Origin of the sequence: Streptomyces sp. Z423-1, from assembly GCF_013009255.1 — a bacterium.
GTDB classification, from domain to species: Bacteria; Actinomycetota; Actinomycetes; order Streptomycetales; family Streptomycetaceae; genus Streptomyces; species Streptomyces gossypiisoli.
The window spans coordinates 6310559-6336396 of record NZ_CP053109.1; the positions used below are offsets into that span (position 1 = coordinate 6310559).

General features: G+C 72.9%; 22 protein-coding genes and 2 pseudogenes. 15 read left to right on the forward strand and 9 right to left on the reverse strand.

Annotated features, from left to right (window positions below; all coding sequences use genetic code 11):
• Positions 1 to 16: 16 nt before the first annotated feature.
• The 3 genes from HJD23_RS28320 to HJD23_RS28330 all read left to right on the forward strand — a co-directional run bounded on the left by HJD23_RS28320 (position 17) and on the right by HJD23_RS28330 (position 4249).
• Positions 17 to 2293, forward strand: coding sequence for a SpoIIE family protein phosphatase (locus tag HJD23_RS28320; protein ID WP_240980836.1), 2277 nt, complete (start codon positions 17 to 19; stop codon positions 2291 to 2293).
• Positions 2294 to 2320: 27 nt separating this feature from the next.
• Entirely contained in the window at positions 2321 to 3553 is a 1233-nt protein-coding gene (gene hemW / locus HJD23_RS28325) for a radical SAM family heme chaperone HemW (protein ID WP_171112380.1), read from the forward strand.
• Between the two features lie 105 nt (positions 3554 to 3658).
• A complete protein-coding gene (locus HJD23_RS28330; RefSeq protein WP_171112378.1) occupies positions 3659 to 4249 on the forward strand; it encodes a Uma2 family endonuclease in 591 nt (196 codons plus the stop codon).
• Here the strand turns inward: HJD23_RS28330 and HJD23_RS28335 are convergent.
• The gene (locus HJD23_RS28335; RefSeq protein ID WP_171112377.1) at positions 4227 to 5045 is read right to left on the reverse strand and encodes a DUF3097 domain-containing protein; all 819 of its coding nucleotides are present in this window, start codon (positions 5043 to 5045) and stop codon (positions 4227 to 4229) included. The two genes, HJD23_RS28330 and HJD23_RS28335, sit on opposite strands and share 23 nt — an antisense overlap.
• A 29-nt stretch (positions 5046 to 5074) precedes the next feature.
• Positions 5075 to 5809, reverse strand: coding sequence for an MBL fold metallo-hydrolase (locus HJD23_RS28340; RefSeq protein WP_171112375.1), 735 nt, complete (start codon positions 5807 to 5809; stop codon positions 5075 to 5077).
• Between the two features lie 184 nt (positions 5810 to 5993).
• On the opposite strand from HJD23_RS28340, the gene hrcA reads away from it, so the two are divergent.
• From hrcA to HJD23_RS28365, 5 genes are all read left to right on the forward strand, one after another.
• Positions 5994 to 7010 (forward strand): heat-inducible transcriptional repressor HrcA, encoded by a 1017-nt coding sequence (hrcA, locus tag HJD23_RS28345; RefSeq protein ID WP_171112373.1) that lies wholly within the window; start codon positions 5994 to 5996, stop codon positions 7008 to 7010.
• Complete coding sequence (gene dnaJ / locus HJD23_RS28350; protein ID WP_141310637.1) at positions 7011 to 8150, forward strand: molecular chaperone DnaJ; 1140 nt, start codon at positions 7011 to 7013, stop codon at positions 8148 to 8150.
• A 213-nt stretch (positions 8151 to 8363) separates the two neighbouring features.
• Complete coding sequence (locus tag HJD23_RS28355; RefSeq protein WP_171112371.1) at positions 8364 to 9437, forward strand: nitronate monooxygenase; 1074 nt, start codon at positions 8364 to 8366, stop codon at positions 9435 to 9437.
• Positions 9437 to 10186, forward strand: coding sequence for a 16S rRNA (uracil(1498)-N(3))-methyltransferase (locus HJD23_RS28360; protein ID WP_171112369.1), 750 nt, complete (start codon positions 9437 to 9439; stop codon positions 10184 to 10186). The genes HJD23_RS28355 and HJD23_RS28360 overlap by 1 nt, the downstream gene beginning before the upstream one ends.
• Positions 10187 to 10206: 20 nt before the next feature.
• Complete coding sequence (locus HJD23_RS28365) at positions 10207 to 10599, forward strand: VOC family protein (RefSeq protein ID WP_171118568.1); 393 nt, start codon at positions 10207 to 10209, stop codon at positions 10597 to 10599.
• Here the strand turns inward: HJD23_RS28365 and HJD23_RS28370 are convergent.
• Together HJD23_RS28370 and HJD23_RS28375 are read right to left on the reverse strand one after the other, a co-directional pair.
• The gene (locus HJD23_RS28370) at positions 10541 to 10936 is read right to left on the reverse strand and encodes a hypothetical protein (RefSeq protein ID WP_171112367.1); all 396 of its coding nucleotides are present in this window, start codon (positions 10934 to 10936) and stop codon (positions 10541 to 10543) included. The genes HJD23_RS28365 and HJD23_RS28370 overlap by 59 nt on opposite strands.
• Positions 10937 to 10946: 10 nt before the next feature.
• Positions 10947 to 12593 carry a hypothetical protein gene (locus tag HJD23_RS28375; RefSeq protein ID WP_171112365.1) on the reverse strand — a complete coding sequence of 549 codons (1647 nt, stop codon included), beginning with the start codon at positions 12591 to 12593 and terminating at the stop codon, positions 10947 to 10949.
• Positions 12594 to 12708: 115 nt separating this feature from the next.
• Between HJD23_RS28375 and HJD23_RS28380 the strand changes: the two are divergent.
• From HJD23_RS28380 to HJD23_RS28400, 5 genes and pseudogenes are all read left to right on the forward strand, one after another.
• Positions 12709 to 13223 (forward strand): annotated as a pseudogene (locus HJD23_RS28380) (hypothetical protein).
• A 61-nt stretch (positions 13224 to 13284) separates the two neighbouring features.
• Positions 13285 to 16482, forward strand: a complete 3198-nt coding sequence (locus HJD23_RS28385; RefSeq protein WP_171112363.1) for a S41 family peptidase — start codon at positions 13285 to 13287, stop codon at positions 16480 to 16482.
• A gap of 57 nt (positions 16483 to 16539) precedes the next feature.
• Positions 16540 to 16893, forward strand: coding sequence for a histidine triad nucleotide-binding protein (locus HJD23_RS28390; protein ID WP_171112361.1), 354 nt, complete (start codon positions 16540 to 16542; stop codon positions 16891 to 16893).
• Positions 16894 to 16899: 6 nt separating this feature from the next.
• Positions 16900 to 17805, forward strand: coding sequence for a ribonuclease Z (locus HJD23_RS28395; protein WP_171112359.1), 906 nt, complete (start codon positions 16900 to 16902; stop codon positions 17803 to 17805).
• A gap of 37 nt (positions 17806 to 17842) precedes the next feature.
• Positions 17843 to 18832, forward strand: a complete 990-nt coding sequence (locus HJD23_RS28400) for an adenosine deaminase (RefSeq protein WP_171112357.1) — start codon at positions 17843 to 17845, stop codon at positions 18830 to 18832.
• Positions 18833 to 18847: 15 nt separating this feature from the next.
• Here HJD23_RS28400 and HJD23_RS28405 read toward each other — a convergent pair whose 3' ends face one another.
• Both HJD23_RS28405 and HJD23_RS28410 read right to left on the reverse strand, forming a co-directional pair.
• Entirely contained in the window at positions 18848 to 20032 is a 1185-nt protein-coding gene (locus tag HJD23_RS28405; protein WP_171112355.1) for an MFS transporter, read from the reverse strand.
• A gap of 185 nt (positions 20033 to 20217) precedes the next feature.
• Positions 20218 to 20626, reverse strand: a pseudogene (locus HJD23_RS28410) (IclR family transcriptional regulator C-terminal domain-containing protein).
• 91 nt (positions 20627 to 20717) lie between these two features.
• Between HJD23_RS28410 and HJD23_RS28415 the strand changes: the two are divergent.
• Positions 20718 to 22028 carry a glucarate dehydratase family protein gene (locus tag HJD23_RS28415; RefSeq protein WP_171112353.1) on the forward strand — a complete coding sequence of 437 codons (1311 nt, stop codon included), beginning with the start codon at positions 20718 to 20720 and terminating at the stop codon, positions 22026 to 22028.
• A 429-nt stretch (positions 22029 to 22457) separates the two neighbouring features.
• Complete coding sequence (locus HJD23_RS28420; RefSeq protein WP_171118566.1) at positions 22458 to 23570, forward strand: PfkB family carbohydrate kinase; 1113 nt, start codon at positions 22458 to 22460, stop codon at positions 23568 to 23570.
• Between the two features lie 51 nt (positions 23571 to 23621).
• On the opposite strand, the gene era is transcribed toward HJD23_RS28420, so the two are convergent.
• The 3 genes from era to HJD23_RS28435 form a co-directional block, all read right to left on the reverse strand.
• A complete protein-coding gene (era, locus tag HJD23_RS28425; RefSeq protein ID WP_171112351.1) occupies positions 23622 to 24575 on the reverse strand; it encodes a GTPase Era in 954 nt (317 codons plus the stop codon).
• Positions 24576 to 24684: 109 nt separating this feature from the next.
• A complete protein-coding gene (locus HJD23_RS28430; protein WP_171112350.1) occupies positions 24685 to 25161 on the reverse strand; it encodes a hypothetical protein in 477 nt (158 codons plus the stop codon).
• 256 nt (positions 25162 to 25417) lie between these two features.
• Positions 25418 to 25771 (reverse strand): cytidine deaminase, encoded by a 354-nt coding sequence (locus HJD23_RS28435; RefSeq protein ID WP_171112348.1) that lies wholly within the window; start codon positions 25769 to 25771, stop codon positions 25418 to 25420.
• Between the last annotated feature and the right edge of the window lie 67 nt (positions 25772 to 25838).

The window sequence follows — 25838 nt, forward strand, 5'->3', positions numbered from 1 at the left end:
GCTCGGGGAGCTGTAGATGGGGGCCGTTCCGGCGCAAGTTCCGGCGCAACGGGAGTCCGTATCCCTGGTCTCCGTACGCCCAGACGCACAGGTGCGCGCCGCGCTGAACGGAAGCCCCCTCGCGCCGGGTGCCGCCCGGGGACTGCTGCGCGCGGCGTTCCAGGAGTGGACCGGGCTCGGGCTGCCCGGCGCCGAGCGGCTGACCGACCGGCTGGCCCATGACGCCATGGTCGTCCTGAGCGAGCTGGTCACGAACGCCGTCGTGCACGCCGGTACCGATGTCGAGCTGGTCTGCCGGCTGGAGCCGGAGACCGGTGCCGTCGTCGTGGAGGTCTGCGACCACCATCCCTCGCGGCCGCCCCGGGAGGGGGAGAGCGAAGCGGCGTACGAGACACCTGAGTACGGGCGCGGGCTGCGGCTGGTCGCCGCGCTCTCCGAGGCCTGGGGCGTGACCTACCGGCGGGGCGCCAAGACCGTGTGGGCTCGGGTGTCCGCCGAGGTGTGTCCCGACGCCGAGGGGTACGAGCCCGAGCGCACGGGCTTTTTCGGCGCCGAGTTGCTCGCACCCGAGCCCCAGCGGGCCGAACGCGACCGGGACTGGCTCGGCCGGGGCGCGCTGTCCTTCCTCGCCGAGGCCTCCGACCTGCTCGCCGGACAGCTCGACGAGGACCTCGTCGCCGCGCTCACCGGCCAGCTGATCGTGCCCCGGCTGGCCGACTGGTGTGCGGTCTGGCTGGAGGACGAGGCCATGGGCGGCCGGGCCGGGTGGAGCGAGGGCGGTGGCGCCGACGGGGCGCGACTGGCACGGGTGTGGCACGCGAGCGAGGACCGGATCGAGGACCTGCGCCGCCGCCTGGAGAAAGAGCCACCGCGACGGGCGGAGGAAGGGACAACGCCCTCGGGTCCGGTGCCGTATCCGTGGCCTGGGGATGCCGGTGCGGGGGATGCGCTGCCTGAGGAGTCTTGGCCTGGGGATCCGGGTGACGGGGTGCCGGGTTACGGGATCTCGGACGGCGGCAACGCGGGCTCCGGCAGTCCAGGCCCCGGCATCCCGGCTCCCGGCAACGCGGGCTCCGGCAGTTCAGGCCCCGGCATCCCGTCCCCCAGCTATCCGGCCCCCGGCTATCCGGCCCCCGGCTACCCGTCCCCCAGCTACCGGGCCCCCGCCATCCCAGCCCCCAGCAACCCGGCCCCCGGCATCCAGACCCCCAGCAAACCGACCCCCGCCATCCCGACCCCCACCACCCCATCCCCCGCGGACTCGCGTCCCCGGCAGCCGTGCGCTGGCGCTGGCGCTGGCGTCGAGGATTGCGTCGCCTCCGTCCCGGCCGAAGACGCCACCGCCGGGACTGCCCTCTCGTACCGGCTCGTCGCCGGTGGGCGGCCGCTTGGGACGCTCGTGATCGGGCGGGCCGGGGTCGAGGGGTTTCCGGACGAGATCACCGGGCTCGTCGAGGATCTGAGCCGGCGCGTGGCGTTGGCCATCGGGGCGGCCCGGCAGTACGCACGGCAGGCCACCATCAGCGCCGTACTCCAACGCGGCCTGCTGCCCGGTGCGGTCGCGCAGATCCCCGGCGTGCGCAGCGCCCTCGTGTACGAGCCCTGCGACAAGGGCGGGCCCAGCGGCGACTTCTACGACCTCTTCCCGGCCGGTGACGGGCGCTGGTGCTTCGCCGTCGGTGACGTCCAGGGCAAGGGACCGGAGGCCGCCGTCGTCATTGGGCTGGCCCGCCCCTGGCTGCGGCTGCTCGCCCGCGAGGGCTACCGCGTCGCCGACGTCCTCGACCGCCTCAACCAGCTCCTCCTCGACGACGCCACCGAGGCCGCCGACGCCGCCGCCCGCGCCCTGGTCGGCCCCGCCGGCCCCGGCGAGGGCCCGCAGACCCGCTTCCTCTCCCTCCTCTACGGCGAACTCGCCCCCTTCGACGGCGGCGTCCGCTGCACCCTCGCCTCCGCCGGGCATCCGCTGCCGCTGCTCCTCGGGCCCGACGGCGACGTCCGTACGGCCGCGCGGCCACAGACCCTGCTCGGGGTCGTCGAGGACGAGACGTACACCAGCGAGAGCTTCGAGCTGCGCCCCGGCGACACCCTGCTGTGCGTCACGGACGGAGTCACCGAGCGGCGCAGCGGCTCGCGCCAGTTCGACGACGAGGACGGGCTGGCGGCGGCGCTCGCGGGCTGCGCGGGGATGAACGCCGAGCTGATCGCCGAACGGATCAGGCGGCTGGTGCACGAGTTCGGCGGGCGCCCACCGGAGGACGATCTGGCGTTGCTGGTGCTCCAGGCGGAGTAGGCCACGGGGTGCGGGACAATGGAGGACATGCCTTCCGCACTCCCCGACGGCGAGCCCGTCCCCGCCGACGGCGCGCTGCCCGCGTCCGCGCTCGCCGGGGCGGCCGACCGCCCCCTCGGGTTCTATCTGCACGTCCCGTACTGCGCGACCCGCTGCGGCTACTGCGACTTCAACACCTACACCGCCACCGAGCTGCGCGGCACCGGCGGCGTCCTCGCCTCCCGCGACAACTACGCCGACACGCTGATCGACGAGATCCGGCTGGCCCGCAAGGTGCTCGGCGACGACCCGCGCGAGGTCCGCACGGTCTTCGTCGGCGGCGGTACGCCGACCCTGCTGGCCGCCGGTGACCTCGTACGGATGCTGGGGGCGATCCGGGCGGAGTTCGGGCTGGCGGCGGACGCCGAGGTCACGACGGAGGCGAATCCCGAGTCGGTCGATCCGGCGTATCTCGCGGCCCTGCGCCAGGGCGGCTTCAACCGGGTGTCGTTCGGCATGCAGAGCGCGAAGCAGCACGTACTGAAGGTCCTGGACCGGACCCACACCCCCGGACGGCCCGAGGCGTGCGTCGCGGAGGCCCGGGCGGCCGGGTTCGAGCACGTCAACCTGGACCTGATCTACGGCACACCGGGGGAGTCCGACGACGACTGGCGGGCCTCGCTGGACGCGGCGCTGGGCGCCGGGCCGGACCACATCAGCGCGTACGCCCTGATCGTCGAGGAGGGCACCCAACTGGCCCGCCGGATCCGCCGGGGCGAGGTGCCGATGACGGACGACGACGTGCACGCCGACCGGTACCTGATCGCGGAGGAGCGGCTGTCCGGGGCCGGTTTCGAATGGTACGAGGTGTCCAACTGGGCCACCTCGGACGCCGCCCGCTGCCTGCACAACGAGCTGTACTGGCGGGGCGCCGACTGGTGGGGCGCGGGACCGGGGGCGCACAGCCACGTGGGGGGCGTGCGGTGGTGGAACGTGAAGCACCCCGGTGCGTACGCGGCGGCCCTGTCGGCGGGGAAGTCCCCGGGCGCGGGCCGTGAGCTGCTGTCCGACGAGGACCGCCGGGTGGAGCGCATCCTGCTGGAGCTGCGGCTGCGGGAGGGAGTACCGCTGTCGCTGCTCCAGGAGCAGGGCCGCAAGGCCGCCCGCCGCGCCCTGTCGGACGGGCTCCTCCAGGAGACGCCGTACGAGGAGGGGCGCGCGGTGCTCACCCTGCGGGGGCGGTTGCTGGCAGACGCTGTCGTGCGGGACCTGGTGGACTGATCACTCCGGCGGGTGAATCGGTGCGGAACGCCGGTTCGGTCCCTAACCTGATTCGTAGGCTGCCCCCGTAATTGCACGGTGGCGGAAAACCGGAGGGCTGCGGAGATGACCGCTGTGGACGACCGACCGATGACCACCGGCATGGTGAAGATCTTCGAGGAACTTGAGCCTCCTGAGGGCGTCAAGGTGGAGCTCCTCCGGGGGGTAATCGTGATGATGGCCAGCCCTGACATCGTGCACAACCTGATCGTTGCCGATGTGCAGGACCAGATCCCGCGACAGCGCTGGTCTCGCCTTCAGACCCAGGACGTGGACATCCGGGACGAGGCCAGCGAGCCGGTACCGGACCTAGTAGTCGTGGCGCGAGACATCCTGCCCGACTCGGGCCGTCTGCTTCCCTCCAAGCTGGTCACGATGGTCGTGGAGGTCGTCTCCAAGTCCAGCGTCCACCAGGACTACGTGATCAAGCGCTCGATCTACGCCGCCGGGAAGATCCCCGTGTACCTCATCCTCGACCCGATCATGGCGCACTGCGTCCTGCTGACGAAGCCCGCGGGCCAGGGTGAGGACGCCGACTACCTCAGCCAGGAGATCATCAAATTCGGCGATCCGATCCCGTTGGAGGCTCTGGGACTCGAACTGGACACCAGCGAGTTCGGAACCTTCCCCGACGTCAGGCCCCACCGCTACCCGTGACGAAGTCGATCAGCTCCTCCACCCGCCCCAACAACTCCGGCTCCAGATCCTTGTAAGACCCCACCCGACCCAGAATCGCCTGCCACACCGCCCCGGTGTTCTCCGACGGCCAGCCCAGCGCCCGGCACACCCCCGTCTTCCAGTCCTGCCCCCTCGGCACCTCCGGCCACCCCGCGATCCCCAGCGACGACGGCTTCACCGCCTGCCAGATGTCGACGTACGGATGGCCCACCACCAGCGCGTACTCGCTCGTCACCGCCTCAGCGATCCGCCACTCCTTCGTGCCCGGCACCAGGTGGTCCACCAGGACACCCAGGCGCGCATCCGGACCCGGCGCGAAATCGGCCACGATCGAGGGCAGGTCGTCCACGCCCTCCAGGTACTCCACGACCACGCCCTCGATACGCAGGTCGTCGCCCCAGACCTTCTCGACGAGCTCGGCGTCGTGCCGGCCCTCGACGTAGATGCGGCCGGCGCGGGCCACGCGCGCGCGTGCGCCGGGGACGGCGACCGAGCCGGATGCCGTACGGGTGGGACGTACCGGAGCCGAAGCAGACGGCCGTACGAGGGTCACCACCTTGCCCTCCAGCAGAAAGCCCCGCGGCTCCAGCGGGAACACCCGGTGCTTGCCGAAGCGGTCCTCCAGGGTCACCGTGCCCGCCTCGCAGCGGATCACCGCGCCGCAGAAACCGGTGCCGGGCTCCTCGACCACCAGGCCGGGCTCCGCGGGGACCTCCGGGACGGGCTCCTTCGGCTTCTTCCACGGCGGGGTCAGGTCCGGAGAGTACTGGCGCATTCGAACGACGATATGGAGAGGTCGTTACGTCATCCGGGCGACACGCCGAAACGGGCGGCCAGGGCGTCCCGCTGGCGCCGCACGAACGCCGCGTCCACCACCGCTCCGTGACCGGGCACGTACAGCGCGTCCTCGCCGCCGAAGCTCACCAACCGGGCCAGCGCGGCCGGCCAGTGCGACGGCACCGCGTCCGGGCCCGCCTGCGGTTCGCCGGACTCCTCGACCAGGTCGCCGCAGAAGACCACCTCGGGCTCACCCGGCACGAGGACCGCGAGGTCGTACGCCGTGTGTGCCGGGCCCACGTTCGCCAGCAGGACCTGGCGGCCGGGGCCCAGGTCGAGGGTCCACTCGCCGGAGACGTGGTGGCGGGGCGGGACCAGGGTGTCGGCCGCCTCCTGGGCCGCCGCGGCGTCCAGGCCGTGGTGGACGGCGTCCGCGCGGAGTTCCTCACGGCCGCGCCGGCCGCCGAGCACGGCGTCGATGCCGACCGCGCCGAACACCTCCGCCCCGGCGAAGGCGGCCGCGCCGAGGACGTGGTCGAAGTGGGGATGGGTGAGCGCGAGATGGGTCACACGATGACCGGCGAGCACCTCCGCCTGCGCCCGCAGCCGCGCCCCCTCCGCGAGGCTCGACCCCGCGTCGATCAGCAACGCCGCACCGTGCCCGACCACCAGCCCCACCGTGCAGTCCCAGCCAGGGAGGCGACAACGCCCGACACCGGCCGCCAGCCGCTCCCAGCCCACCTCTTCCCAAGTGACGCTCATACGGCGACGCTAGGCCCTGTTGCCATATTCCCGCCTGCCGTACGCCCCACCCGGCACGACCTCGCAGGACCGGCCTTGCCCGGGGCGTACCCGACGGCCGTACACTGGGCCGGTAAGGCTGGCACTCGGGGGCGTCGAGTGCCAGGGGGAGCGCCAAGGGGACGAGTGCTGGAGGTGTGCGCGGATGCTCAGTGAACGAAGGCTTCAGGTGCTGCGCGCGATCGTCCAGGACTACGTCGGCACCGAGGAGCCGGTCGGTTCCAAGGCGCTCACCGAGCGGCACAGCCTCGGCGTCTCCCCGGCGACCGTCCGCAACGACATGGCTGCCCTGGAGGACGAGGGATACATCGCCCAGCCGCACACCAGCGCCGGGCGCATCCCGACGGACAAGGGCTACCGGCTCTTCGTCGACAAGCTGGCCGAGGTCAAGCCGCTGACCGCGCCGGAGCGGCGCGCGATCCAGAACTTCCTCGACGGCGCCGTCGACCTGGACGACGTGGTGACCCGGACCGTACGGCTGCTGGCGCAGCTCACGCGGCAGGTCGCCGTCGTGCAGTACCCGTCGCTCACCCGGTCCACCGTGCGGCATGTGGAGCTGCTGTCGCTTGCACCCGCGCGCGTGATGCTGGTGCTGATCACGGACACCGGGCGGGTGGAGCAGCGGATGGTCGACTGCCCGGCGCCGTTCGGCGAGTCGTCGCTGGCGGATCTGCGGGCGCGGCTGAACAGCCGGGTCGCGGGCCGCCGCTTCGCGGATGTGCCGCAGTTGGTGCAGGATCTGCCGGAGGCCTTCGAGGCCGAGGACCGCGGCACGGTCCAGACGGTGCTCTCCACCCTGCTGGAGACGCTCGTCGAAGAGACGGAGGAGCGGCTGGTGATCGGCGGTACGGCCAATCTCACCCGCTTCGGACATGACTTCCCCCTCACCATCCGGCCGGTGCTGGAGGCACTGGAGGAGCAGGTCGTGCTCCTCAAGTTGCTGGGCGAGGCGAAGGATTCGGGCATGACCGTGCGCATCGGGCACGAGAACGCCCATGAGGGACTCAACTCCACGTCGGTGGTGTCGGTGGGCTACGGTTCGGGCGGCGAGGCAGTCGCCAAGCTCGGCGTGGTCGGACCGACCCGCATGGATTACCCGGGAACGATGGGAGCGGTACGCGCAGTGGCACGGTACGTCGGACAGATCCTGGCGGAGTCGTAAGTGGCCACGGACTACTACGCCGTTCTCGGCGTGCGTCGCGACGCGTCGCAGGAAGAGATCAAGAAGGCCTTCCGGCGGCTCGCACGCGAGCTGCACCCGGACGTCAACCCCGATCCGAAGACGCAGGAGCGGTTCAAGGAGATCAACGCCGCTTACGAGGTGCTCTCCGACCCGCAGAAGAAGCAGGTCTACGACCTCGGCGGCGACCCGCTGTCGCAGGCCGGGGCCGGCGCCGGTGCGGGCGGCTTCGGCGCGGGTGGCTTCGGGAACTTCTCGGACATCATGGACGCGTTCTTCGGTACGGCGTCGCAGCGCGGGCCGCGCTCGCGCACCCGCCGGGGCCAGGACGCGATGATCCGGATCGAGGTCGAGCTCGACGAGGCGGCCTTCGGCACGACGAAGGACATCCAGGTCGACACGGCCATCGTCTGCTCCACGTGCAGCGGGGAGGGCGCGGCGCCGGGGACCTCGGCGCAGACGTGTGACATGTGCCGGGGTCGTGGTGAGGTCTCGCAGGTCACGCGGTCCTTCCTGGGCCAGGTCATGACCTCGCGCCCCTGCCCGCAGTGCCAGGGCTTCGGCACCGTGGTGCCCAACCCGTGCCCGGAGTGCGCGGGCGACGGCCGCGTCCGTTCCCGCCGCACGCTGACGGTGAAGATCCCGGCCGGTGTCGACAACGGCACCCGCATCCAGCTCGCCGGTGAGGGCGAGGTCGGCCCGGGCGGCGGTCCGGCGGGCGACCTGTACGTGGAGATCCACGAGCTGCCGCACCCGACCTTCCAGCGGCGCGGCGACGACCTGCACTGCACGGTCACGATCCCGATGACGGCGGCGGCCCTCGGCACGAAGGTGCCGCTGGAGACGCTGGACGGCCTGGAGGAGGTCGACATCCGCCCGGGCACCCAGTCGGGCCAGTCGATCCCGCTGCACGGCCGGGGAGTCACACACCTGCGCGGCGGCGGCCGCGGCGACCTCGTCGTCCACGTCGAGGTCCAGACCCCGACCAAGCTGGACGTCGAGCAGGAACGCCTCCTGAGGGAACTGGCCAAGCTGCGCGGCGAGGAGCGACCGCAGGGGCAGTTCCAGCCCGGGCAGCAGGGGTTGTTCTCGCGGTTGAAGGACGCGTTCAACGGGCGCTGACAGCTGGAGCTGCGCGAGGGTTGAGGGCGGCCGGGGGTCCGGGGGTTGTCCCCCGGGCAGGCACAGTCAGCCGGGGCAGCAGGGGCTGTTCTCGCGGCTGAAGGATGCGTTCAACGGGCGCTGAGTCCCACGAAGAGCCATGGCATGCCTCTGGCCTATGCCAGACGTCAGGCCGGATTCGGACTTGTTCGGAGGACGTGACAACATGCCGTCATGTCCTCCGCACTGACCGATCTCTTTCCGCTTCCGATCGTGCAGGCCCCCATGGCGGGCGGCGTCTCCGTGCCCCGGCTCGCCGCGGCCGTGTCCGAGGCCGGTGGGCTCGGATTCCTCGCGGCCGGTTACAAAACGGCCGACGGCATGTACCAGGAGATCAAGCAGTTGCGGGGGCTGACCGGCCGCCCCTTCGGCGTGAACCTGTTCATGCCGCAGCCCGAGTATGCCGAGCCCGCCGCTGTCGACGTCTACGCCCAGCAGCTGGCCGGCGAGGCCGCCTGGTACGAGGCCGAGCTCGGCGACCCCGACAGCGGCCGGGACGACGGCTACGACGCCAAACTCGCGGTGCTGCTCGACAACCCGGTGCCGGTGGTCTCGTTCCACTTCGGCGTCCCGTCCCCCGACGCCCTCGACGCGCTGCGCCGGGCCGGCACCCTCACCCTGGTCACCGCCACCACCCCCGACGAGGCCCGCGCCGTCGAGCGGGCGGGCGCCGACGGTGTGATCGTGCAGGGCGTCGAGGCCGGCGGCCACCAGGGCACCCACCGGGACATCCCCGAGAACGACGGCGCGGCCATCGGGCTGCTCTCCCTGCTGGGCCAGATCCGCGAGGCGGTCGGCCTGCCGCTCGTCGCCGCCGGCGGCATCATGCGCGGCAGCCAGATCGCCGCCGCCCTCGCGGCCGGCGCCGGCGCGGCGCAGCTCGGCACGGCGTTCCTCGCCACGCCCGAGTCCGGCGCCAACGCCGTGCACAAGCAGGCCCTGACCAACCCGCTCTTCGTCCGTACGGAACTGACCCGCGCCTTCTCCGGCCGCCCGGCCCGTGGCCTGGTCAACCGTTTCATGCGCGAGCACGGCCCGTACGCCCCCGCCGCCTACCCCGAGATCCACCACCTCACCTCCCCGATCCGCAAGGCCGCCGCGAAGGCGGGCGACGCGCAGGGCATGGCGCTGTGGGCGGGGCAGGGGCACCGGATGGCGCGTGAGCTGCCCGCCGGGCAGCTGGTGGAGGTGCTCGCGAGCGAGCTGGAGGCGGCCAGGACAGCGTTGTCCTCCTGGGGCGGTGCCTGATGACCGCGCCGGTGTTCGTCGTGGAGAACCTCGAGCACGTCGACGCGGGCGACGGCGGGCGGTACGTCCTCGACGGCCCCGAGGGGCGGCACGCGGTCTCCGTGAAGCGGCTGCGGCCCGGCGAGGACGTGATCCTCACCGACGGGGCCGGGCGCTGGGCGGAGTGCGTGGTCGTCGGCACCGAGGGCAAGGACCGGCTGATCGTCCACATGGACTCGGTGGCCGAGGAGCCGGTGCCGGAACCGCGCATCACGGTCGTCCAGGCGCTGCCCAAGGGCGACCGGGGCGAGCTGGCCGTGGAGACCATGACCGAGGTCGGGGTCGACGCGATCGTGCCGTGGGCGGCGGCCCGCTGCATCACGCAGTGGAAGGGCGAGCGCGGCACCAAGGCCCTCGCCAAGTGGCGGGCCACCGCCCGCGAGGCCGGCAAGCAGTCCCGGCGCGTGCGCTTCCCCGAGGTCGCGGACACGGCGACGAGCAAGCAGGTCGCCGCGCTGCTCGCCGGGGCCGGCTTCGCCGCCGTACTGCACGAGAGCGGCGAGGAGCCGCTGGCCGCGGCCGAACTGCCCACCGAGGGCGAGATCGTGCTGGTCGTCGGCCCCGAAGGCGGCGTCTCCCCGGAGGAGTTGGCGCTGTTCGCGGACGCCGGGGCGCGGGCCTACCGGCTCGGGCCGACCGTGTTGCGCACCTCGACGGCCGGTACCGCGGCGGCGGCCCTGCTGCTCGGCCGTACCGGACGCTGGTCCTGATCCCCGTGCCGGAGGACGTCATGGAACTCGCCCAAGTCAGGCTCCTGGTCGGCGACTTCGCGGCCTGCTACCGCTTCTACGCCGACGTCCTCGGCCTCAAGCCGCAGTCCGGCGCCACGCAGGGCCCGTACGAGAAGTTCAGCCCCACCACGGGCTCGGCGGGCATCGCGCTCCAGGACCGCTCGACGATGGCCGAACTGCTCGGCGAACTGAACGACACCGCGACGGGCCACCGCTCCCTGGTCGTCCTGCGCGTGAACGACCTGGACACCTACTGCGAACGCATCACGCAACGCGGCGCGGTCCTCCTGCACGGCCCGGCCCCCATGACGGACCGCATACGCGTCGCCCACCTCAAGGACCCGGAGGGCAACCTGGTGGAACTCCAGGAGTGGCAGTTGCTGCGCACCTGACCACGACCGCCGGGAACAGCTCCCAGCCGTCCACGTCACCCGCCTCCCACAGCAGTCCACGCCGGGTCGCCTCGTCGACGAGCGCGCGCACGACGCCGGGCTCGTGCAGGTTGAGCAGGTTGCCGTGGCCGTCGGTCACGCAGCCGGAGAACCAGTAGCCGTCGGCGACGTACCGCCCGTCACCGGCCTCGAAGACGATCCGCGTCGCCAGCCGGTCGCGGTACACGTTCAGCACTTCGCGGCAGGGCTCGCCGTGCCGGTGGCTGTGGCGGAGGGACCAGAGGTAGGTGGTGCGGTCGTCGACGACGAGTGTCCGGAGCCTGCGGTCGGTGCGCATTTCCCCAACGCTAGGACGAAGTGCACCGCTTCGGCGCGGTATTTTTCGCCGGCAGCAGCTGGACGTCCTCACGGCGGACCGCGAAGGACTTCGCCGTGTCCCTGCCCCTGCGGGACGGGTCCCAGAGCCAGATCCAGTCGCCGGTGGAGCCGAAGGAGAGGACCGGGTGAGTGGTGGGGACGGGGCCGTTCTCGACGGGGACCGGTGGGGTGCGCTCCACGGGACGGACGCAGACCAGGCGGCCGCGCAGGCCGAAGTAGCCGGGTGGGTTCGTGCCCAGGGTCGCCGTCCGCAGCGCCGCCCGGTCCGCCGCGCCGGTCGCGCGGTCGGCGCCCAGGGCGATGGCCGTCAGGGCGTAGGCGACGGCCAGCAGGGTCGAGATGACGACGGCGAAGAGGCGGAAGCCGCCGTCGCGGCCCAGGTGGAAGTGGCGCAGCCAGCCCAGGACCGCCACGAAGAACAGCACGCTGCCCAGCGCGAGCGCCATCGGCTCGGCGGCGGCCAGATACCTGCCGAGCGTCGGCGTGGGCACGGTGGCCGCGCGGATGCCGAAGCGGTCGAGGTACGCGTCGTGCATCCGGCCGCCCAGCCACCCGACCATCGACCACACCACCGGCACCGACAACGGCACCAGCCACGCCGCGTGCCGGGTGAAGAACGTCCGGCGCACCGCGAGGACCACCCCGGTCCCGGCGAACGCGGCCGCCCCCAGCAGCAGCACCCCCACCCACAGATCACCCGGCGTGACATCCCGCCCGGCCAACGCCCCGAACCCCGCCAGCGCACTGGTCCCCGCCACACCCGCCGCCCACTGCGCGGGCCTGCCCCGGTCCCGCGTCTCCTTGGCCATCCGGCCCAGCGGCAACGCGCCCGCCGTGCTCAGCAGCACGGGCACCAGCTTCCACGCGCCATCGGCCCACACCACGTACATCCCGCAGACGACCGCGAGCACAATGCCCACAGCGCCCGCCGTCATCCAGGCCAGCCGCACCCGCCGCGCCTGCGGCGTCTGGTCGCGCGGCGGATTCGCGTCCGAGTGACCGGGGACGCGCAGGCCGTGCCGACCGGGGCTGAAGTCCCGTCCGCCCAGAGGGCGGGCCGCCAGTTCCGCCTCCGCCGCCTCCCGCGAGTCCGGCCCCGCCGCCACCGTCACCGCCCGCTGCTCGTCCAGGCCGCCCAGCCAGGTCCACAGCCGGGCCGGTGCGCCGCCGACGGTCGGGACGCGGTGCATGTGGTACGTCGTCCTGGGCGGACGTTCGTGCTCCACCAGCGCCGCGTCCCGCACCCACGCGCCCAACTCCGCCTGCCGGGCCAGCCGTTCCACCTCCGCCACCGCCGTACGGACCGCCCCGAACCGCGCCCCGTACAGCCGTACCTCCACGACCAGCGCCGTCCGCTGCGCCTCCCCGGCCCGCGCCCGCTCCTCGGCCTCCGCGGGCCGCACGGACCAGCCCCGCTCCTCGAACAGGCCCGTGACGTAGGCGACTTCGTCGGGATGGTCGACGACATCGACGAGCATCCGCACCCGGCGGCGCCGCGGCGGGGCCGGGACCGCGGCGGCCGGGTCGGTCACCGGCCCGGCCTCGTCGGCGCCGCCCTCGGCTGCGCGCGGGGCCGGCAGCGGGAGGTTCCTGCGGACGCGGACACGGGGTGGCAACGTTCCTCCGGAGAACGGCGGTTGGGTGACGTGTGAGCGTACCGAGTGGCCGTATACGCCCTACCGCGGCGGCCGGGGCGGTGGCAGGCTGCCGTCCATGGGGGCATTGCGGTGGATGCGCGGCCGCCCTCGCGGGCGGCGGGCGGCCGGTGCGGCGGCGGTCGTCGTGGCCGGCGTGAGCGGGCTGGTGGCCTGCGAGCCGGGGCCATGAGTTCGGTGACCGTGGCCCTCACGACCGACGAACTGGTGACCCGGGAACTGGAGCGGCAGAAGGCCGATGTGCGGTGGCTCAGCTGCACCGCCGACTTCGGCGAGCGGAGCGGGTCGGCACCGTCCGCGAGCGTCAGCACCGTCGCCGACGTCGACTGCGAGGGGCAGACCTCCGACGGCAAGGACATCACCGTCACCGGCAAGGTGACCCGCGCGGTCGACGGCGCCTGCGTGCGCGGCGACCTCACCGCGAAGATCGACGGCAAGGAGTGGTTCCGGGTCAGCGGCCTCGGCGACTGCGACGCCACCTCCGCCCCGCCCGCCACCAACCCGCCCGGCGGTGGCCCCACCACCACGGTGACCGTCACCAGGACCGTCTACTGCCAGAGCGCCCCCACGTGCCGGCCGGAAGGCAAATAGCGGGTGCGGCAAGTGATCCAAAGCCCTGTGCGCGGGCCCCTGGCCTGCGTAGGGTGAGCTGGTGACACAGTCCGCAGTGCCCGCGTATCTCCGGTTTCCGCACGTCCAGGGCGAGTTGGTGGCCTTCACCGCCGAGGACGACGTCTGGCTCGCGCCCCTCGACGGCGGGCGTGCCTGGCGGGTCAGCGCCGACAACGTGCCGGTGACCCAGCCGCGTATCTCGCCCGACGGCACGACCGTCGCCTGGACCTCCACCCGCGACGGCGCCCCCGAGGTGCACATCGCGCCCGTCGACGGCGGTCCCGCCCAGCGCCTGACGTACTGGGGCAGTTGGACGACCCGGGTGCGCGGCTGGACCCCCGACGGGCAGGTCCTCGCCCTCACCACCCACGGCCAGGCCACCCTCCGCCGCACCTGGGCGCACGCCGTCCCGCTCGACGGCGGACCCCCGGCCAGGCTGCCGTACGGCCCCGTCGGCGGGGTCGCCTACGGCCCGCGCACCGTGCTGCTGTCCGCGACGATGGGCCGCGAGGCGGCAGCCTGGAAGCGGTACCGGGGCGGTACGGCGGGCAAGCTGTGGATCGACCGCGACGACACCGGCGAGTTCGTACGCCTGCACGCGGACCTCGACGGGAACATCGAGCACCCGGCCTGGGTCGGCGACCGGATCGCCTTCCTGTCCGACCACGAGGGCACCGGCGCGCTGTACTCCTCCCTCGCCGACGGCTCCGACCTGCGGCGGCACACCCCTCTCGACGGCTTCTACGCCCGGCACGCGGCGAGCGACGGCACCCGCGTCGTGTACTCCAGCGTCGGTGAACTGTGGCTGCTGGACGACCTCGACGGGGCCGAGCCGCGCCGCCTCGACATCCGGCTCGGCGGGCAGCGCACCGACCGGCAGCCGTACCCGGTGAACGCCTCCCGCTGGTTCGGGTCGGCGTCCCCCGACCACACCGCGCGCGGCAGCGCGGTCGCCGTGCGCGGCGGCGTGCACTGGGTCACCCACCGCTCCGGCCCGGCCCGCGCGCTGGCCGCCGAACCCGGCGTCCGCGCCCGGCTGCCCCGCGCCTTCCGCTCGGAGGGCGAGGAGTGGGTGGTGTGGGTGACGGACGCCGAGGGCGAGGACGCCCTGGAGTTCGCGCCCGCCACCGGGCTGACACCCGGCTCGATCCCGCGCCGGCTCGCCGCCGGCCGGCTCGGCCGGGTCCTCGGGCTCGCCATGGCCCCCGACGGCAGCCGCGCCGCCGTCGCCTCGCACGACGGACGGCTGCTGCTCGTCGAACGGGAGACCGGCGAGGTGCGCGAGGTCGACCGCAGCGAGCACGGCGACGTACGCGGGCTGGTCTTCTCGCCCGACTCGGCCTGGCTCGCCTGGTCCCACCCCGGCCCGCGCCCGCTGTGCCAGCTGAAGCTCGCCAACACCACCGACCTGTCGGTCACCGAGGCGACCCCGCTGCGCTTCCAGGACTACGCCCCCGCCTTCACCGCCGACGGCAAGCACCTGGCGTTCCTGTCCAACCGCTCCTTCGACCCGGTCTACGACGAGCACGTCTTCGACCTGGCCTTCGTGGTCGGCGACCGGCCGCACCTGATCACGCTGGCCGCGACCACGCCGTCCCCGTTCGGCCCGCAGCGGCACGGCCGTCCCTTCGAGACGCCGGACAAGGACGAGACCCCCGACAGCGAGGGCACGCCGACCACGCGGATCGACCTCGAAGGGCTCGCCGACCGGATCGTGCCGTTCCCCGTCGAGGCCGGGCGCTACTCCAACCTGCGCGCGGCGAAGGACGGTGTGCTGTGGCTGCGGCACCCCGTCGAGGGCGTCCTCGGCTCCTCCCGGGCCACCCCGGACGACCCCGACCCCAAGACCGAGCTGGAGCGCTACGACCTCGCCCAGCAGCGCCTGGAGCACCTCGCGGCCGACGCCGACCACTTCGAGGTCAGTGGGGACGGCAAGCGGGTGCTGCTCTGGACGAGCGACCGCCTGAAGGTCGTACCGAGCGACCGGCGCGCCTCCGGCGACGACGACAGCGACACCAACGTCACCGTCGACCTCACCCGCGTCCGCCAGACGGTCGACCCGGCGGCCGAGTGGCGGCAGATGTACGACGAGACCGGCCGCATCATGCGCGACCACTTCTGGCGCCCGGACATGAACGGCGTCGACTGGGACGCCGTCCTCGACCGCTACCGGCCGGTCCTCGACCGGGTCGCCACCCACGACGACCTGGTGGACCTCCTGTGGGAGGTGCAGGGTGAGCTGGGCACCTCGCACGCCTACGTCATTCCGCGCGGCGGCCACGGAGGCGGCGCCCGGCAGGGACTGCTCGGCGCGGACATCTCCCGGCACCCGGACGGCAGTTGGCGCATCGACGGCGTCCTGCCCTCGGAGACCTCCGACCCCGACGCCCGCTCACCCCTGGCCGCCCCCGGGGTCGCGGTGCGCGCCGGGGACGCGATCGTGGCGGTGGCCGGACGGGCGGTGGACCCGGTGACCGGGCCGGGGCCGCTGCTGGTCGGTACGGCGGACAAGCCGGTCGAGCTGACCGTCTCGCCGTCCGGCGGGGGCGAGGTCCGGCACGCGGTGGTCGTACCCATCGCGGACGAGGAGCCGCTGCGCTACCACGCGTGGGTCGCGGACCGGCGGGCGTATGTGCACGAGCGGTCCGGCGGGCGGCTCGGCTATCTCCATGTGCCGGACATGCAGGCGCCCGGCTGGGCACAGATCCACCGGGACCTGCGGGTGGAGGTGGGCCGGGAGGGGCTCGTCGTGGACCTCCGGGAGAACCGGGGCGGGCACACCTCCCAGCTGGTGGTGGAGAAGCTGGCCCGGCGGATCGTCGGCTGGGCGGTGCCGCGCGGCATGCGCCCGTACAGCTATCCGCAGGACGCGCCGCGCGGGCCGGTCGTCGCCGTCGCCAACGAGTTCTCCGGGTCGGACGGCGACATCGTCAACGCGGCGATCAAGGCACTCGGGCTCGGTCCGGTGGTCGGGGTGCGGACATGGGGCGGCGTGATCGGCATCGACAGCCGCTACCGCCTGGTCGACGGCACGCTGGTCACCCAGCCGAAGTACGCCTTCTGGCTGGACGGTTACGGCTGGGGCGTGGAGAACCACGGCGTGGACCCGGACGTGGAGGTCGTACAACGCCCGCAGGACTACGCGGCGGGCCGGGACGTCCAGCTGGACGAGGCGATAAGGCTGGCGTTGGAGGCACTGGAGGAGAGCGCGGCGAAAACACCGCCGAGCCTGGACTGAGCCCTGTGTCGATACCATGCCCTCGTATCTGATCAGCTGGCGTGAGGAGGCACACGTATGGCCGGGGAGCCGCAGGACGACTGTCTGTTCTGCAAGATCGTCGCGGGGCAGATCCCGGCGACGATCGTGCGGGAGACCGAGACGACCGTCGCGTTCCGGGACATCAACCCCCAGGCGCCCACCCACGTCCTGGTGATCCCCAAGGCGCACTACCGGGACGCCGCCGCGCTCGCCGCCGGTGCGCCCGAGATCGCCGCGGACGTGCTGCGCGAGACCCAGGCGGTCGCCGACGAGGACAAGCTGGAGAGCTACCGCGTCGTCTTCAACAAGGGCCCGGGCGCCGGCCAGACCGTCTGGCACACGCACGCCCACGTCCTGGGCGGCCGCGGCATGGAATGGCCGCCCGGGTAAGCCATCGTGTCCGTACGTGAACTGGTGATCCTCGGCACCGCCAGCCAGGTCCCCACCCGGCACCGCAACCACAACGGCTACCTGCTGCGCTGGGACGGCGAGGGCATCCTGTTCGACCCCGGCGAGGGCACCCAGCGCCAGATGCTGCGCGCCGGGGTCGCCGCCCACGACATCGACCGGATCTGCGTCACGCACTTCCACGGGGACCACTCGCTGGGCCTGGCCGGAGTCATCCAGCGCATCAACCTCGACCAGGTGCCCCACCCGGTCACCGCGCACTACCCCCGCTCCGGGCAGCGCTTCTTCAACCGGCTGCGGTACGCCACCGCCTACCGCGAGACCGTGCAGCTCACCGAGTCCCCGGTGGACCGCGACGGCGTGCTCGCCTCGTCGGGGACCTACACGCTTGAGGCCCGCAAGCTCTCCCACCCCGTCGAGTCCTACGGCTATCGCCTCGTCGAGCCCGACGGGCGCCGCATGCTGCCCGAGCGGCTCGCCGCGCACGGCATCGAGGGCCCCGACGTGGGCCGGATCCAGCGGGAGGGCACGCTCGGCGGGGTCGCCCTCGAAGAGGTCAGCGAGGTGCGGCGCGGGCAGCGGTTCGCGTTCGTCATGGACACCCGGCTGTGCGACGGCGTGTACGCGCTCGCCGAGGGCTGCGACATGCTCGTCATCGAGTCGACGTTCCTCGACGAGGACGAGGAACTCGCCGTGGAACACGGTCACCTGACGGCCGGTCAGGCGGCGCGGGTGGCCGGGGAGAGCGGCGTACGGCATCTCGTGCTCACTCACTTCAGCCAGCGCTACTCGGAGCCGGAGGAGTTCGAGCGGCAGGCGCGGGCCGCCGGGTTCGAGGGTGAGCTGAGCGTGGCGCACGACCTACTGAGAGTGCCGCTTCCGAAGCGTCGGTGAAACAGAAGCGTCGGTGAAACGGTCGTACGATGAACTGATGCCCCTCCCGAAAGCCGAACTGCACCTCCACATCGAAGGCACCCTGGAGCCGGAGCTCGCTTTCGAGCTCGCCGGGCGCAACGGAGTGCGGCTGCCCTACGCGGACACCGACGAGCTGCGCAAGGCGTACCAGTTCGAGGACCTGCAGTCCTTCCTGAACCTGTACTACGAGCTCATGGCCGTGCTGCGCACCGAGCGGGACTTCGCGGACCTCGCGAACGCCTACCTCGCCCGGGCCGCCGCGCAGGGCGTGCGGCACGCGGAGATCTTCTTCGACCCGCAGGCGCACCTCGCCCGGGGCGTCGGGATGGACACGGTGGTCGAGGGCCTGTGGCGGGCGCTGGAGCACAGCGAGCGCGAGCACGGCGTGTCCACCCAGCTGATCATGTGCTTCCTGCGGGACGAGTCCGCCGGGTCGGCGATGGCGACGCTGGACGCGGCCAAGCCGTTTCTGGACCGGATCACCGGGGTCGGGCTGGACTCCGCCGAGGTCGGGCATCCGCCGGTGAAGTTCCGCGAGGTGTACGAGGCCGCCGCCGCCCTCGGGCTGCGGCGGGTGGCGCACGCCGGGGAGGAGGGGCCGCCGGAGTACATCGCCGAGGCCCTCGACGTGCTCGGCGTCGAGCGCGTCGACCACGGGCTGCGCTGCATGGAGGACCCGGCGCTGGTGGAGCGGCTGGTGCGGGAGCGGATCCCGCTGACGCTGTGCCCGCTGTCCAACGTCCGGCTGCGCGCCGTCGACGTCCTCGCCGACCACCCGCTGCCCGCCATGCTCGACGCCGGGCTGCTGTGCACGGTCAACTCCGACGACCCGGCCTACTTCGGCGGGTACGTGGGCGACAACTTCGACGCGGTGCGCTCGGCGCTGGGCCTGAGCGAGGAGCGGCTGCGTGAGCTGGCCCGCAACTCCTTCCTCGCGTCGTTCCTGGAGCACGACGAGGAGCGGCGGGCGCGGTGCCTCGCGGAGGTGGAGGCGTACGAGTTCTAGGTGCTCGTGGGGTGCTTACGCGGCCGTCGCCTTGTCGTAGGCAGGTGTCTCCACCGGGATCTCCACCACCGGAAGCGAGCGCCTGCCCGCGCCCAGCGCGACCGCCGTCATCGGCACGGCGATCACCAGCAGCCCGACGGCCAGCACCGCGCCCATCGCCGGGAAACCGGCCTGCGCCGACAGCAGGCTCCCGGCCAGCGGCCCCGCGGCCGTGCCCAGGGAGGACGCGGAACCGACGAGTACCGCCCAGCGGCCACGCGGGTCCAAAGAGGCGGCGAGACCGATGACGTACGACAGGACGATCGGGTAGAGCAGGTTCCACGCGATCTCGCCGGTCGCGAAGGTCGCCAGGTCGGTCGCGGAGGCGCTCAGCGCGATGCACGCGGCGATGAGCACCGTGCCCGCCCCGATCGGCAGCGCCCGGCCGAGCCGTGGGCCCAGCGCGCCCGCCCCGACGACCCCCAGCAGCCCCGCCCCGAGCGCCACCGCGAAGACCACGCCAACCGTGGCCTCGGACAAGTGGGCCTGGGTGAGGCCGATGCGGCCGCTGACGCCCCAGAGCGAGTTCTGGGCGAGGGACCAGCACAGCAGAGTGGCGGCCAGGATCAGGCCCGCGCGGGGGTGGGGGAGGGAAGTGGACTCCCGGCGGATGTGGCGGGCGGCCGTACGGACCGGGAGGCGGGCGGTCAGCGGCCAGACGGCGAGCGCGGTGAGGGCGATCGCGGCCAGCGGGAGGCCGTGGCCGGGGCCGAGGTGCGGGACCGTCAGATAGACCACGCCGGCGAGGGCGGAGACGCTGAGCAGCCCGAGCGTGGTGACGCGGTGCGGGTCGATCTGGGCGGCGATCCCGGTGGCGGCGACCGCGGTGGCCGTACCCGACCCGAAGCCGCCGACCATCGCACCGGCGACGACCGCGGGGACGGTGGTGGTGAGGGTGGCGCCGCCGTAACCGAGCACGGCGAGGGCGAGACCGACGCGGGCCAGGGTGCGCGGGCCGATCCGGTCGACGCGGGAGGCCAGGAGAAACCCGGCCGTCGCCGAACTGAGCAGGAGGGCACTGCCGATGGCCCCGGCCTGGGTGGCGGAGACGGGGAGCCCGGCGTCCAGCCTGCCGACGACGGTCGGGAGGAGGTACGGGGCGAGGTACCCGGCCGTGAAAAGGGCGACGAGGGACCAGGGAATGGTGCGGGGGGCGAACACGGGCGTTCCAGGGCATGCGGAAGGACGGCACAAAAAAGGGGATTGGGCGACGACCGTCGACGGACAGGAACGCGCGGGCAATTTGTATCAAGCGGGGGGAGGGCGACGGGAGGCCAGATTGGGTGATCTGGGTCACCTTCTGTTTGGGGCTGGCCAAGTCGGGTAAACGAGCGCCTCCCGAGCGGCTAACGCCAGTGCACGGCCCCGCCCGCCGCGGGCGCCGTCGCCTCGATCTTCGCCCTGCTCCTCGCGGTCCACCGAGTAGCCGCGTGAGCGCACCTCGGCGAGGTCGGCGGCGAGGGGCGCGCGCGTGGTGTGGGTGTTGGGGGTGAGCGCCTCGTACGGGCTGTCGGGCAGGTCGGTGTCGGGGCGTTCGGCGAGCAGGGCCTTGCCCAGGGCGCCCACGTGGGCGGGCAGTCGGCGCCCGACCCGGCTGATGGTCCGCAGGTACTCGTGCGACTCGCGGGTCGCCAGATACGCCACGTCCCGGCCGTCCAGCCGGCCCATGGGGATGGTCTCGCCGAGCGCCTCCGACGCCTCCAGCTCTTGCAGCCGTACCGGACGGTCGCCGCGCGCGGCCAGCAACTCCAGCAACTCTGTGTGCTCCCTGGGGGTGTGCCCTGCTGTGCGCGAATCATTGACGGCCGCTGTTCGCCTATCTAATCTTTGTCCTCATACATGGATAATGTCTACATGGGGGGATGGCGTGAGCCTCACCGTCACGGACGTACGACTGACCCCCATCCTGGTCGCCGACCCGCCGCTGCTGAACACGCAGGGCGTCCACCAGCCGTACACGCCCCGGCTGATCGTGGAGGTGGTGACGGCGGACGGCGTGACCGGGGTCGGGGAGACCTACGGGGACACCAAGTACCTGGAGCTGGCACGGCCCTTCGCGGAGAAGCTGAAGGGGCGGCAGGTCAGTGATCTGAACGGCCTCTTCGCCGTCGCCGACGAGGTGGCCGTGGACGCCTCGCGGGTCTCCGAGGCCGTGGACGTCGGTGGGCTGCGCGGTGTGCAGACCGCGGACAAGTTGCGGCTGTCCGTCGTCTCCGGCTTCGAGGTGGCTTTTCTCGACGCGCTGGGCAAGTCGCTCGGACTGCCCGTGCACGCGCTGCTCGGGGGCAAGGTGCGGGACGCGGTGGAGTACAGCGCGTACCTGTTCTACAAGTGGGCCGAGCACCCGGCCGGGGTCCGGTCCGAGCAGGACGACTGGGGTGCCGCCCTCGACCCCGCCGGGGTCGTGGACCAGGCGCGGAAGTTCAAGGAGCGGTACGGGTTCTCGTCGTGCAAGCTCAAGGGCGGGGTGTTCCCGCCCGACGAGGAGATCGCGGCCGTACGGGCGCTGGCGCGGGCCTTTCCCGGGCATCCGCTGCGGCTCGACCCCAACGGGGCCTGGTCCGTGGGGACGTCGGTCAAGGTGGCCCAGGAACTCGGTGCCGTCCTGGAGTACCTGGAGGACCCGGCGCTCGGCACGCCCGCCATGGCCGAGGTCGCCGAGCGGACCGGCGTCCCGCTCGCCACCAACATGTGCGTGACGACGTTCGCCGAGATCAGGGAGGCGTTCACACGGGGCGCCGTCCAGGTCGTCCTCTCCGACCACCACTACTGGGGCGGGCTGCGCAACACCCAGCAACTCGCCGCCATCTGCCGGACCTTCGGCGTCGGGGTGTCCATGCACTCCAACACCCACCTGGGGATCAGCCTGGCCGCGATGACCCACGTGGCGGCCACCGTCCCCAACCTCCACCACGCCTGTGACTCCCACTACCCCTGGCAGTCCGAGGACGTGCTCACCGAGCGGCTGGTCTTCGAGAACGGTTCCGTGCGGGTCCCCGACGCCCCCGGCCTGGGCGTCGAACTCGACCAGGTCCGGCTCGCCCTGCTGCACCGGCGCTGGCTGGACGACGACGGCACACTGCGCGACCGCGACGACGCGGCCGCGATGCGGATCGCCGACCCGGAGTGGGTCAGCCCTGCCATGCCCCGCTGGTAGTCCCCGCGGTGCCCCGCTGGTAGTCCCCGCCGTGCCCTGCCGGTAGTCCTCGCCGTGCCCCGCTGGTAGACCCCGTCATGCCCTGCCGGTCAACCCCCGCCGTGCCCCGCTGGTGACGCCGGGGCCCGTCCCCGGAGTGAAGGTCGGCGCCTCGCAGGGCACGCGGCCTCGCGCACGTCCCACCCGGGGCCCGCACCCGGTCTGACGGCCGCCCGCCCGCGCCAGCCCGCCGCCCCCCCCAAGCCCCGCCGCAGGCCGCACGCCGCCCCGCGCACGCCCAACACCAGGCCCCCGCACACCCGACGCAGCCTCCTCCCCCTGACCGCGCAACCGTTGTCAGTGACGTGGTGCACACTGGCCAGACCAGCACCACGTCAGGGAGAGCGCACTGTGACCGCGTCCACCGGAGAGGGGCCGCAGCCCACCGCGATGGCGGTACCGGCCATCCGCGAGGGTCGGTACTGCCATGCCCACGTCGACCCCCTGGCCGCCCTGCGCGGGCAGGGCGAGCCGCCCTGGGACGTCTATCTCACCGGCACCGTCTTCCTCGACATCATCTTCACCGGGCTCGACTCCGCCCCGGTGCGCGGCACCGAGTCCTGGGCGCGCGGGATGGGGTCCAGCCCCGGCGGCGTCGCCAACATGGCGACCGCGCTGTCCCGGCTCGGTCTGAAGACGTCCCTCGCGGCGGCCTTCGGCGACGACCACTACGGCGACTACTGCTGGGACGCCCTGGAGCAGGGCGAGGGCATCGACCTCACCCCCTCACGCACGGTGCGCGGCTGGCACTCGCCGGTCACCGTCTCGATGGCGTACGAGGGCGAGCGCACGATGGTCTCCCACGGCCACGAGCCGCCCCCAGAGGAACCCGCCCCCGACTGCCCCCCACGCGCGCGTGCCGCCGTCGCCTCACTCGTCCCCGGCAAACGCGCCCCCTGGATCGCGCAGGCCGCGAGCAAGGGCACCCGCGTCTTCGCCGACGTCGGCTGGGACGACACCGGCGCGTGGGACCTGGCCGCCCTCGCCGACCTCCGGCACTGCGAGGCGTTCCTGCCCAACGCCGAGGAGGCGATGCGCTACACCGGCACCACCTGCCCCCGCGCCGCCGCGCACGCCCTCACCGAACACGTACCGCTCGCCGTGGTCACCCTCGGTGCGGAGGGCGCCTACGCCGTGGACCGGCGCACCGGCGAGAGCGCCGAGGTCCCGGCGATCGCGGTCGAGGCCCTGGACCCCACCGGCGCGGGAGACGTCTTCGTGGCCGGCTTCGTCACCGGCACCCTGGCCGGCTGGCCCCTCGCCGACCGCCTCGCCTTCGCGGGCCTCACGGCCGCCCTGTCCGTCCAGGAATTCGGCGGCTCCCTCTCGGCCCCCGGCTGGTCCGAGATCGGCGCCTGGTGGCGCAAGGTCCAGGCGTACGACGACCAGGACCCCGCGGCCCTGCGCCGGTACGCCTTCCTGGAAGACCTCGTCCCCGCCACGGCCCGCCCCTGGCCCCTGCGCCGCGCGGTCCCGACGATCGGCTTCCGCCGCTACGCCTGACTCCGCCGCCCCTGACAGAGGCCCGGGGCGGCGGAGGCGGCTCCAGTCCTCTCAGAACCCCAGTTTGCGCAGCTGCTTCGGATCCCGCTGCCAGTCCTTCGCCACCTTCACGTGCAGGTCCAGGAAGACCGGCGTCCCCAGCAGCGCCTCGATCTGGCGGCGGGACTTGATGCCGACCTCCTTCAGGCGCTTGCCCTTGGGGCCGATGATGATGCCCTTCTGGCTGGGGCGTTCGATGTAGACGTTGGCGTGGATGTCGAGGAGCGGCTTGTCGGCGGGGCGGTCCTCGCGCGGGAGCATCTCCTCGACGACGACGGCGATGGAGTGCGGCAACTCGTCGCGTACGCCCTCCAGCGCGGCCTCCCGGATCAGCTCCGCGATCATGACCTGCTCGGGCTCGTCGGTCAGATCGCCCTCGGGGTAGAGGGCCGGGCCCTCCGGGAGCAGCGGGACGAGGAGGTCCGCCAGCAGGCTCACCTGCTTGTCCCCCACCGCCGACACCGGCACGATCTCCGCCCACTCGATGCCCAGCTCCTTGCCGAGCCGGTCGATCGCGATCAGCTGCTCCGCGAGCGCCTTGCTGTCGACCAGGTCGGTCTTCGTGACGACCGCGACCTTCGGTGTCTTCTTGATCCCGGCGAGTTCCTTGGCGATGAACCGGTCACCGGGGCCGATCTTCTCGTTCGCGGGAAGGCAGAAGCCGATCACGTCCACCTCGGCCCAGGTGGTGCGCACCACGTCGTTCAGCCGCTCACCGAGCAGCGTGCGCGGCTTGTGCAGGCCCGGTGTGTCCACCAGGATCAGCTGGGCGTCGGGCCGGTGCACGATGCCCCGTACCGTGTGCCGCGTGGTCTGCGGCTGGTTCGCGGTGATCGCGACCTTCTGCCCGACCAGTGCGTTCGTAAGGGTGGACTTGCCCGCGTTGGGGCGGCCCACGAAGCAGGCGAAGCCGGCCCGGTGAACACTCTCGGCGGGCTGCTCGGATGACGGGGTACGAACGCTCATGGCGCCCATTCTCCCTGATCGCCGAAGCCCTGCCGTACCGCGATACCGGGCGGACCGGCGAGCGCGGCCCCGGCACCCTGTGCGCCCGGGGCCGCGCCCACCCGATGGCTCAGTCGAACACGAACGGGCCGGGTGACTGCGGGCCCGTCGCCGTGCAGGTGATGGTGATGCCGAAGACGGTCATCCGCAACGAGCCGCCGAAGGCCTCCAGGCTGTCACCGGAGGCCACGGTGCCGTTGAGCGGGCCCACGGTGACGGGATCGCCGGCGGACATCGCCGGGTTCTCCGTGCCGCTGAAGACGGCGGTGCCGCCGCTGCCCTTGACCATGGTGAGCGTGGAAGCGATCGAGTCCGCGCCGAGACCGATGGGGGCGGTGATCTCGGAGGACGTGAGGGTCAGGGTGGCCGCCGTGCCGTTCTGGGTGGCGGTGAGGGTGGCCTGGCCGCCGCCGAAGAAGCCGCAGTCGGCGGTGAGGGTCGCCGACGTCGGCGCGACGGCCACGGCTGCGGGCGCGAGAACGACGCCGGTGACCGCGAGGGCCCCGACGGTCAGTGCCGCACCGGTTGCAAAGCGCTTGCCTCTCATAGGGGTGGGGTTCCCTTCCCGTGTGGGGAATGCCATGTGGGGATGGACGGGAGACCGAGGGACCGCCCCGTCGGGCAGCGGGGTGCGGACGCGCTGCGCGAACCCAGGATCTGACGGTCCGTCGGAACTTACGGTCCCATTGATGCAATGTGAGACAAGCGACGGCAAGGGTAATTCCGGCCTTCAACGACCGGCTCGTTTCGGGCGCCGGTCAGCGCCCGGGGACCTGGGGGCGGCAGCCCCCAGCACCACCACCTCAACCAGCGGAAACAGTCAGCCGCACCACGCCGTTCGGCCCGGCCACCAGCACCGGCGTCCGCGGCCCACCAAGATCCCGTACCGCCGCCCGGTCCTCGGCCGACGCCTCCTCGGCCTCGGTCACCACCGCCGCCGCCTCCAGCGACTTCGCCCCCGACGCCACCGCCATGGCCACTGCCGTCCGCAGGGCGCTGAGCTTCAGCGAGTCCAGGTCGACGGTCCCGGCGACATACGTACGCCCCGTCTCGTCCCGTACGGCAGCCCCCTCGGGCACACCATTGCGGGCCCGGGCCGAGCGGGCCAGGGTGACGATCTTGCGGTCCTCGGGATCAAGCGCGTTGGTGTCGGTCATGCCCCGAGCATACGTAGGGCCTGTCGTATGGATCACACCGGCGTCGCGGGCCCTAGCCGGGCGGCCC

Coding starts and splice junctions, on each gene's coding strand:
- HJD23_RS28430 (WP_171112350.1), bottom strand. CDS start 25,161: ATGAGAGGCAAGCGCTTTGCAACCGGTGCGGCACTGACCGTCGGGGCC.
- HJD23_RS28415 (WP_171112353.1), top strand. CDS start 20,718: ATGTCTACATGGGGGGATGGCGTGAGCCTCACCGTCACGGACGTACGA.
- HJD23_RS28330 (WP_171112378.1), top strand. CDS start 3,659: ATGACCGCTGTGGACGACCGACCGATGACCACCGGCATGGTGAAGATC.
- HJD23_RS28335 (WP_171112377.1), bottom strand. CDS start 5,045: ATGCGCCAGTACTCTCCGGACCTGACCCCGCCGTGGAAGAAGCCGAAG.
- HJD23_RS28355 (WP_171112371.1), top strand. CDS start 8,364: ATGTCCTCCGCACTGACCGATCTCTTTCCGCTTCCGATCGTGCAGGCC.
- era (WP_171112351.1), bottom strand. CDS start 24,575: ATGAGCGTTCGTACCCCGTCATCCGAGCAGCCCGCCGAGAGTGTTCAC.
- hemW (WP_171112380.1), top strand. CDS start 2,321: ATGCCTTCCGCACTCCCCGACGGCGAGCCCGTCCCCGCCGACGGCGCG.
- HJD23_RS28435 (WP_171112348.1), bottom strand. CDS start 25,771: ATGACCGACACCAACGCGCTTGATCCCGAGGACCGCAAGATCGTCACC.
- HJD23_RS28420 (WP_171118566.1), top strand. CDS start 22,458: ATGGCGGTACCGGCCATCCGCGAGGGTCGGTACTGCCATGCCCACGTC.
- HJD23_RS28390 (WP_171112361.1), top strand. CDS start 16,540: ATGGCCGGGGAGCCGCAGGACGACTGTCTGTTCTGCAAGATCGTCGCG.
- HJD23_RS28365 (WP_171118568.1), top strand. CDS start 10,207: ATGGAACTCGCCCAAGTCAGGCTCCTGGTCGGCGACTTCGCGGCCTGC.
- HJD23_RS28360 (WP_171112369.1), top strand. CDS start 9,437: ATGACCGCGCCGGTGTTCGTCGTGGAGAACCTCGAGCACGTCGACGCG.
- HJD23_RS28340 (WP_171112375.1), bottom strand. CDS start 5,809: ATGAGCGTCACTTGGGAAGAGGTGGGCTGGGAGCGGCTGGCGGCCGGT.
- HJD23_RS28370 (WP_171112367.1), bottom strand. CDS start 10,936: ATGCGCACCGACCGCAGGCTCCGGACACTCGTCGTCGACGACCGCACC.
- HJD23_RS28400 (WP_171112357.1), top strand. CDS start 17,843: ATGCCCCTCCCGAAAGCCGAACTGCACCTCCACATCGAAGGCACCCTG.
- HJD23_RS28320 (WP_240980836.1), top strand. CDS start 17: ATGGGGGCCGTTCCGGCGCAAGTTCCGGCGCAACGGGAGTCCGTATCC.
- hrcA (WP_171112373.1), top strand. CDS start 5,994: ATGCTCAGTGAACGAAGGCTTCAGGTGCTGCGCGCGATCGTCCAGGAC.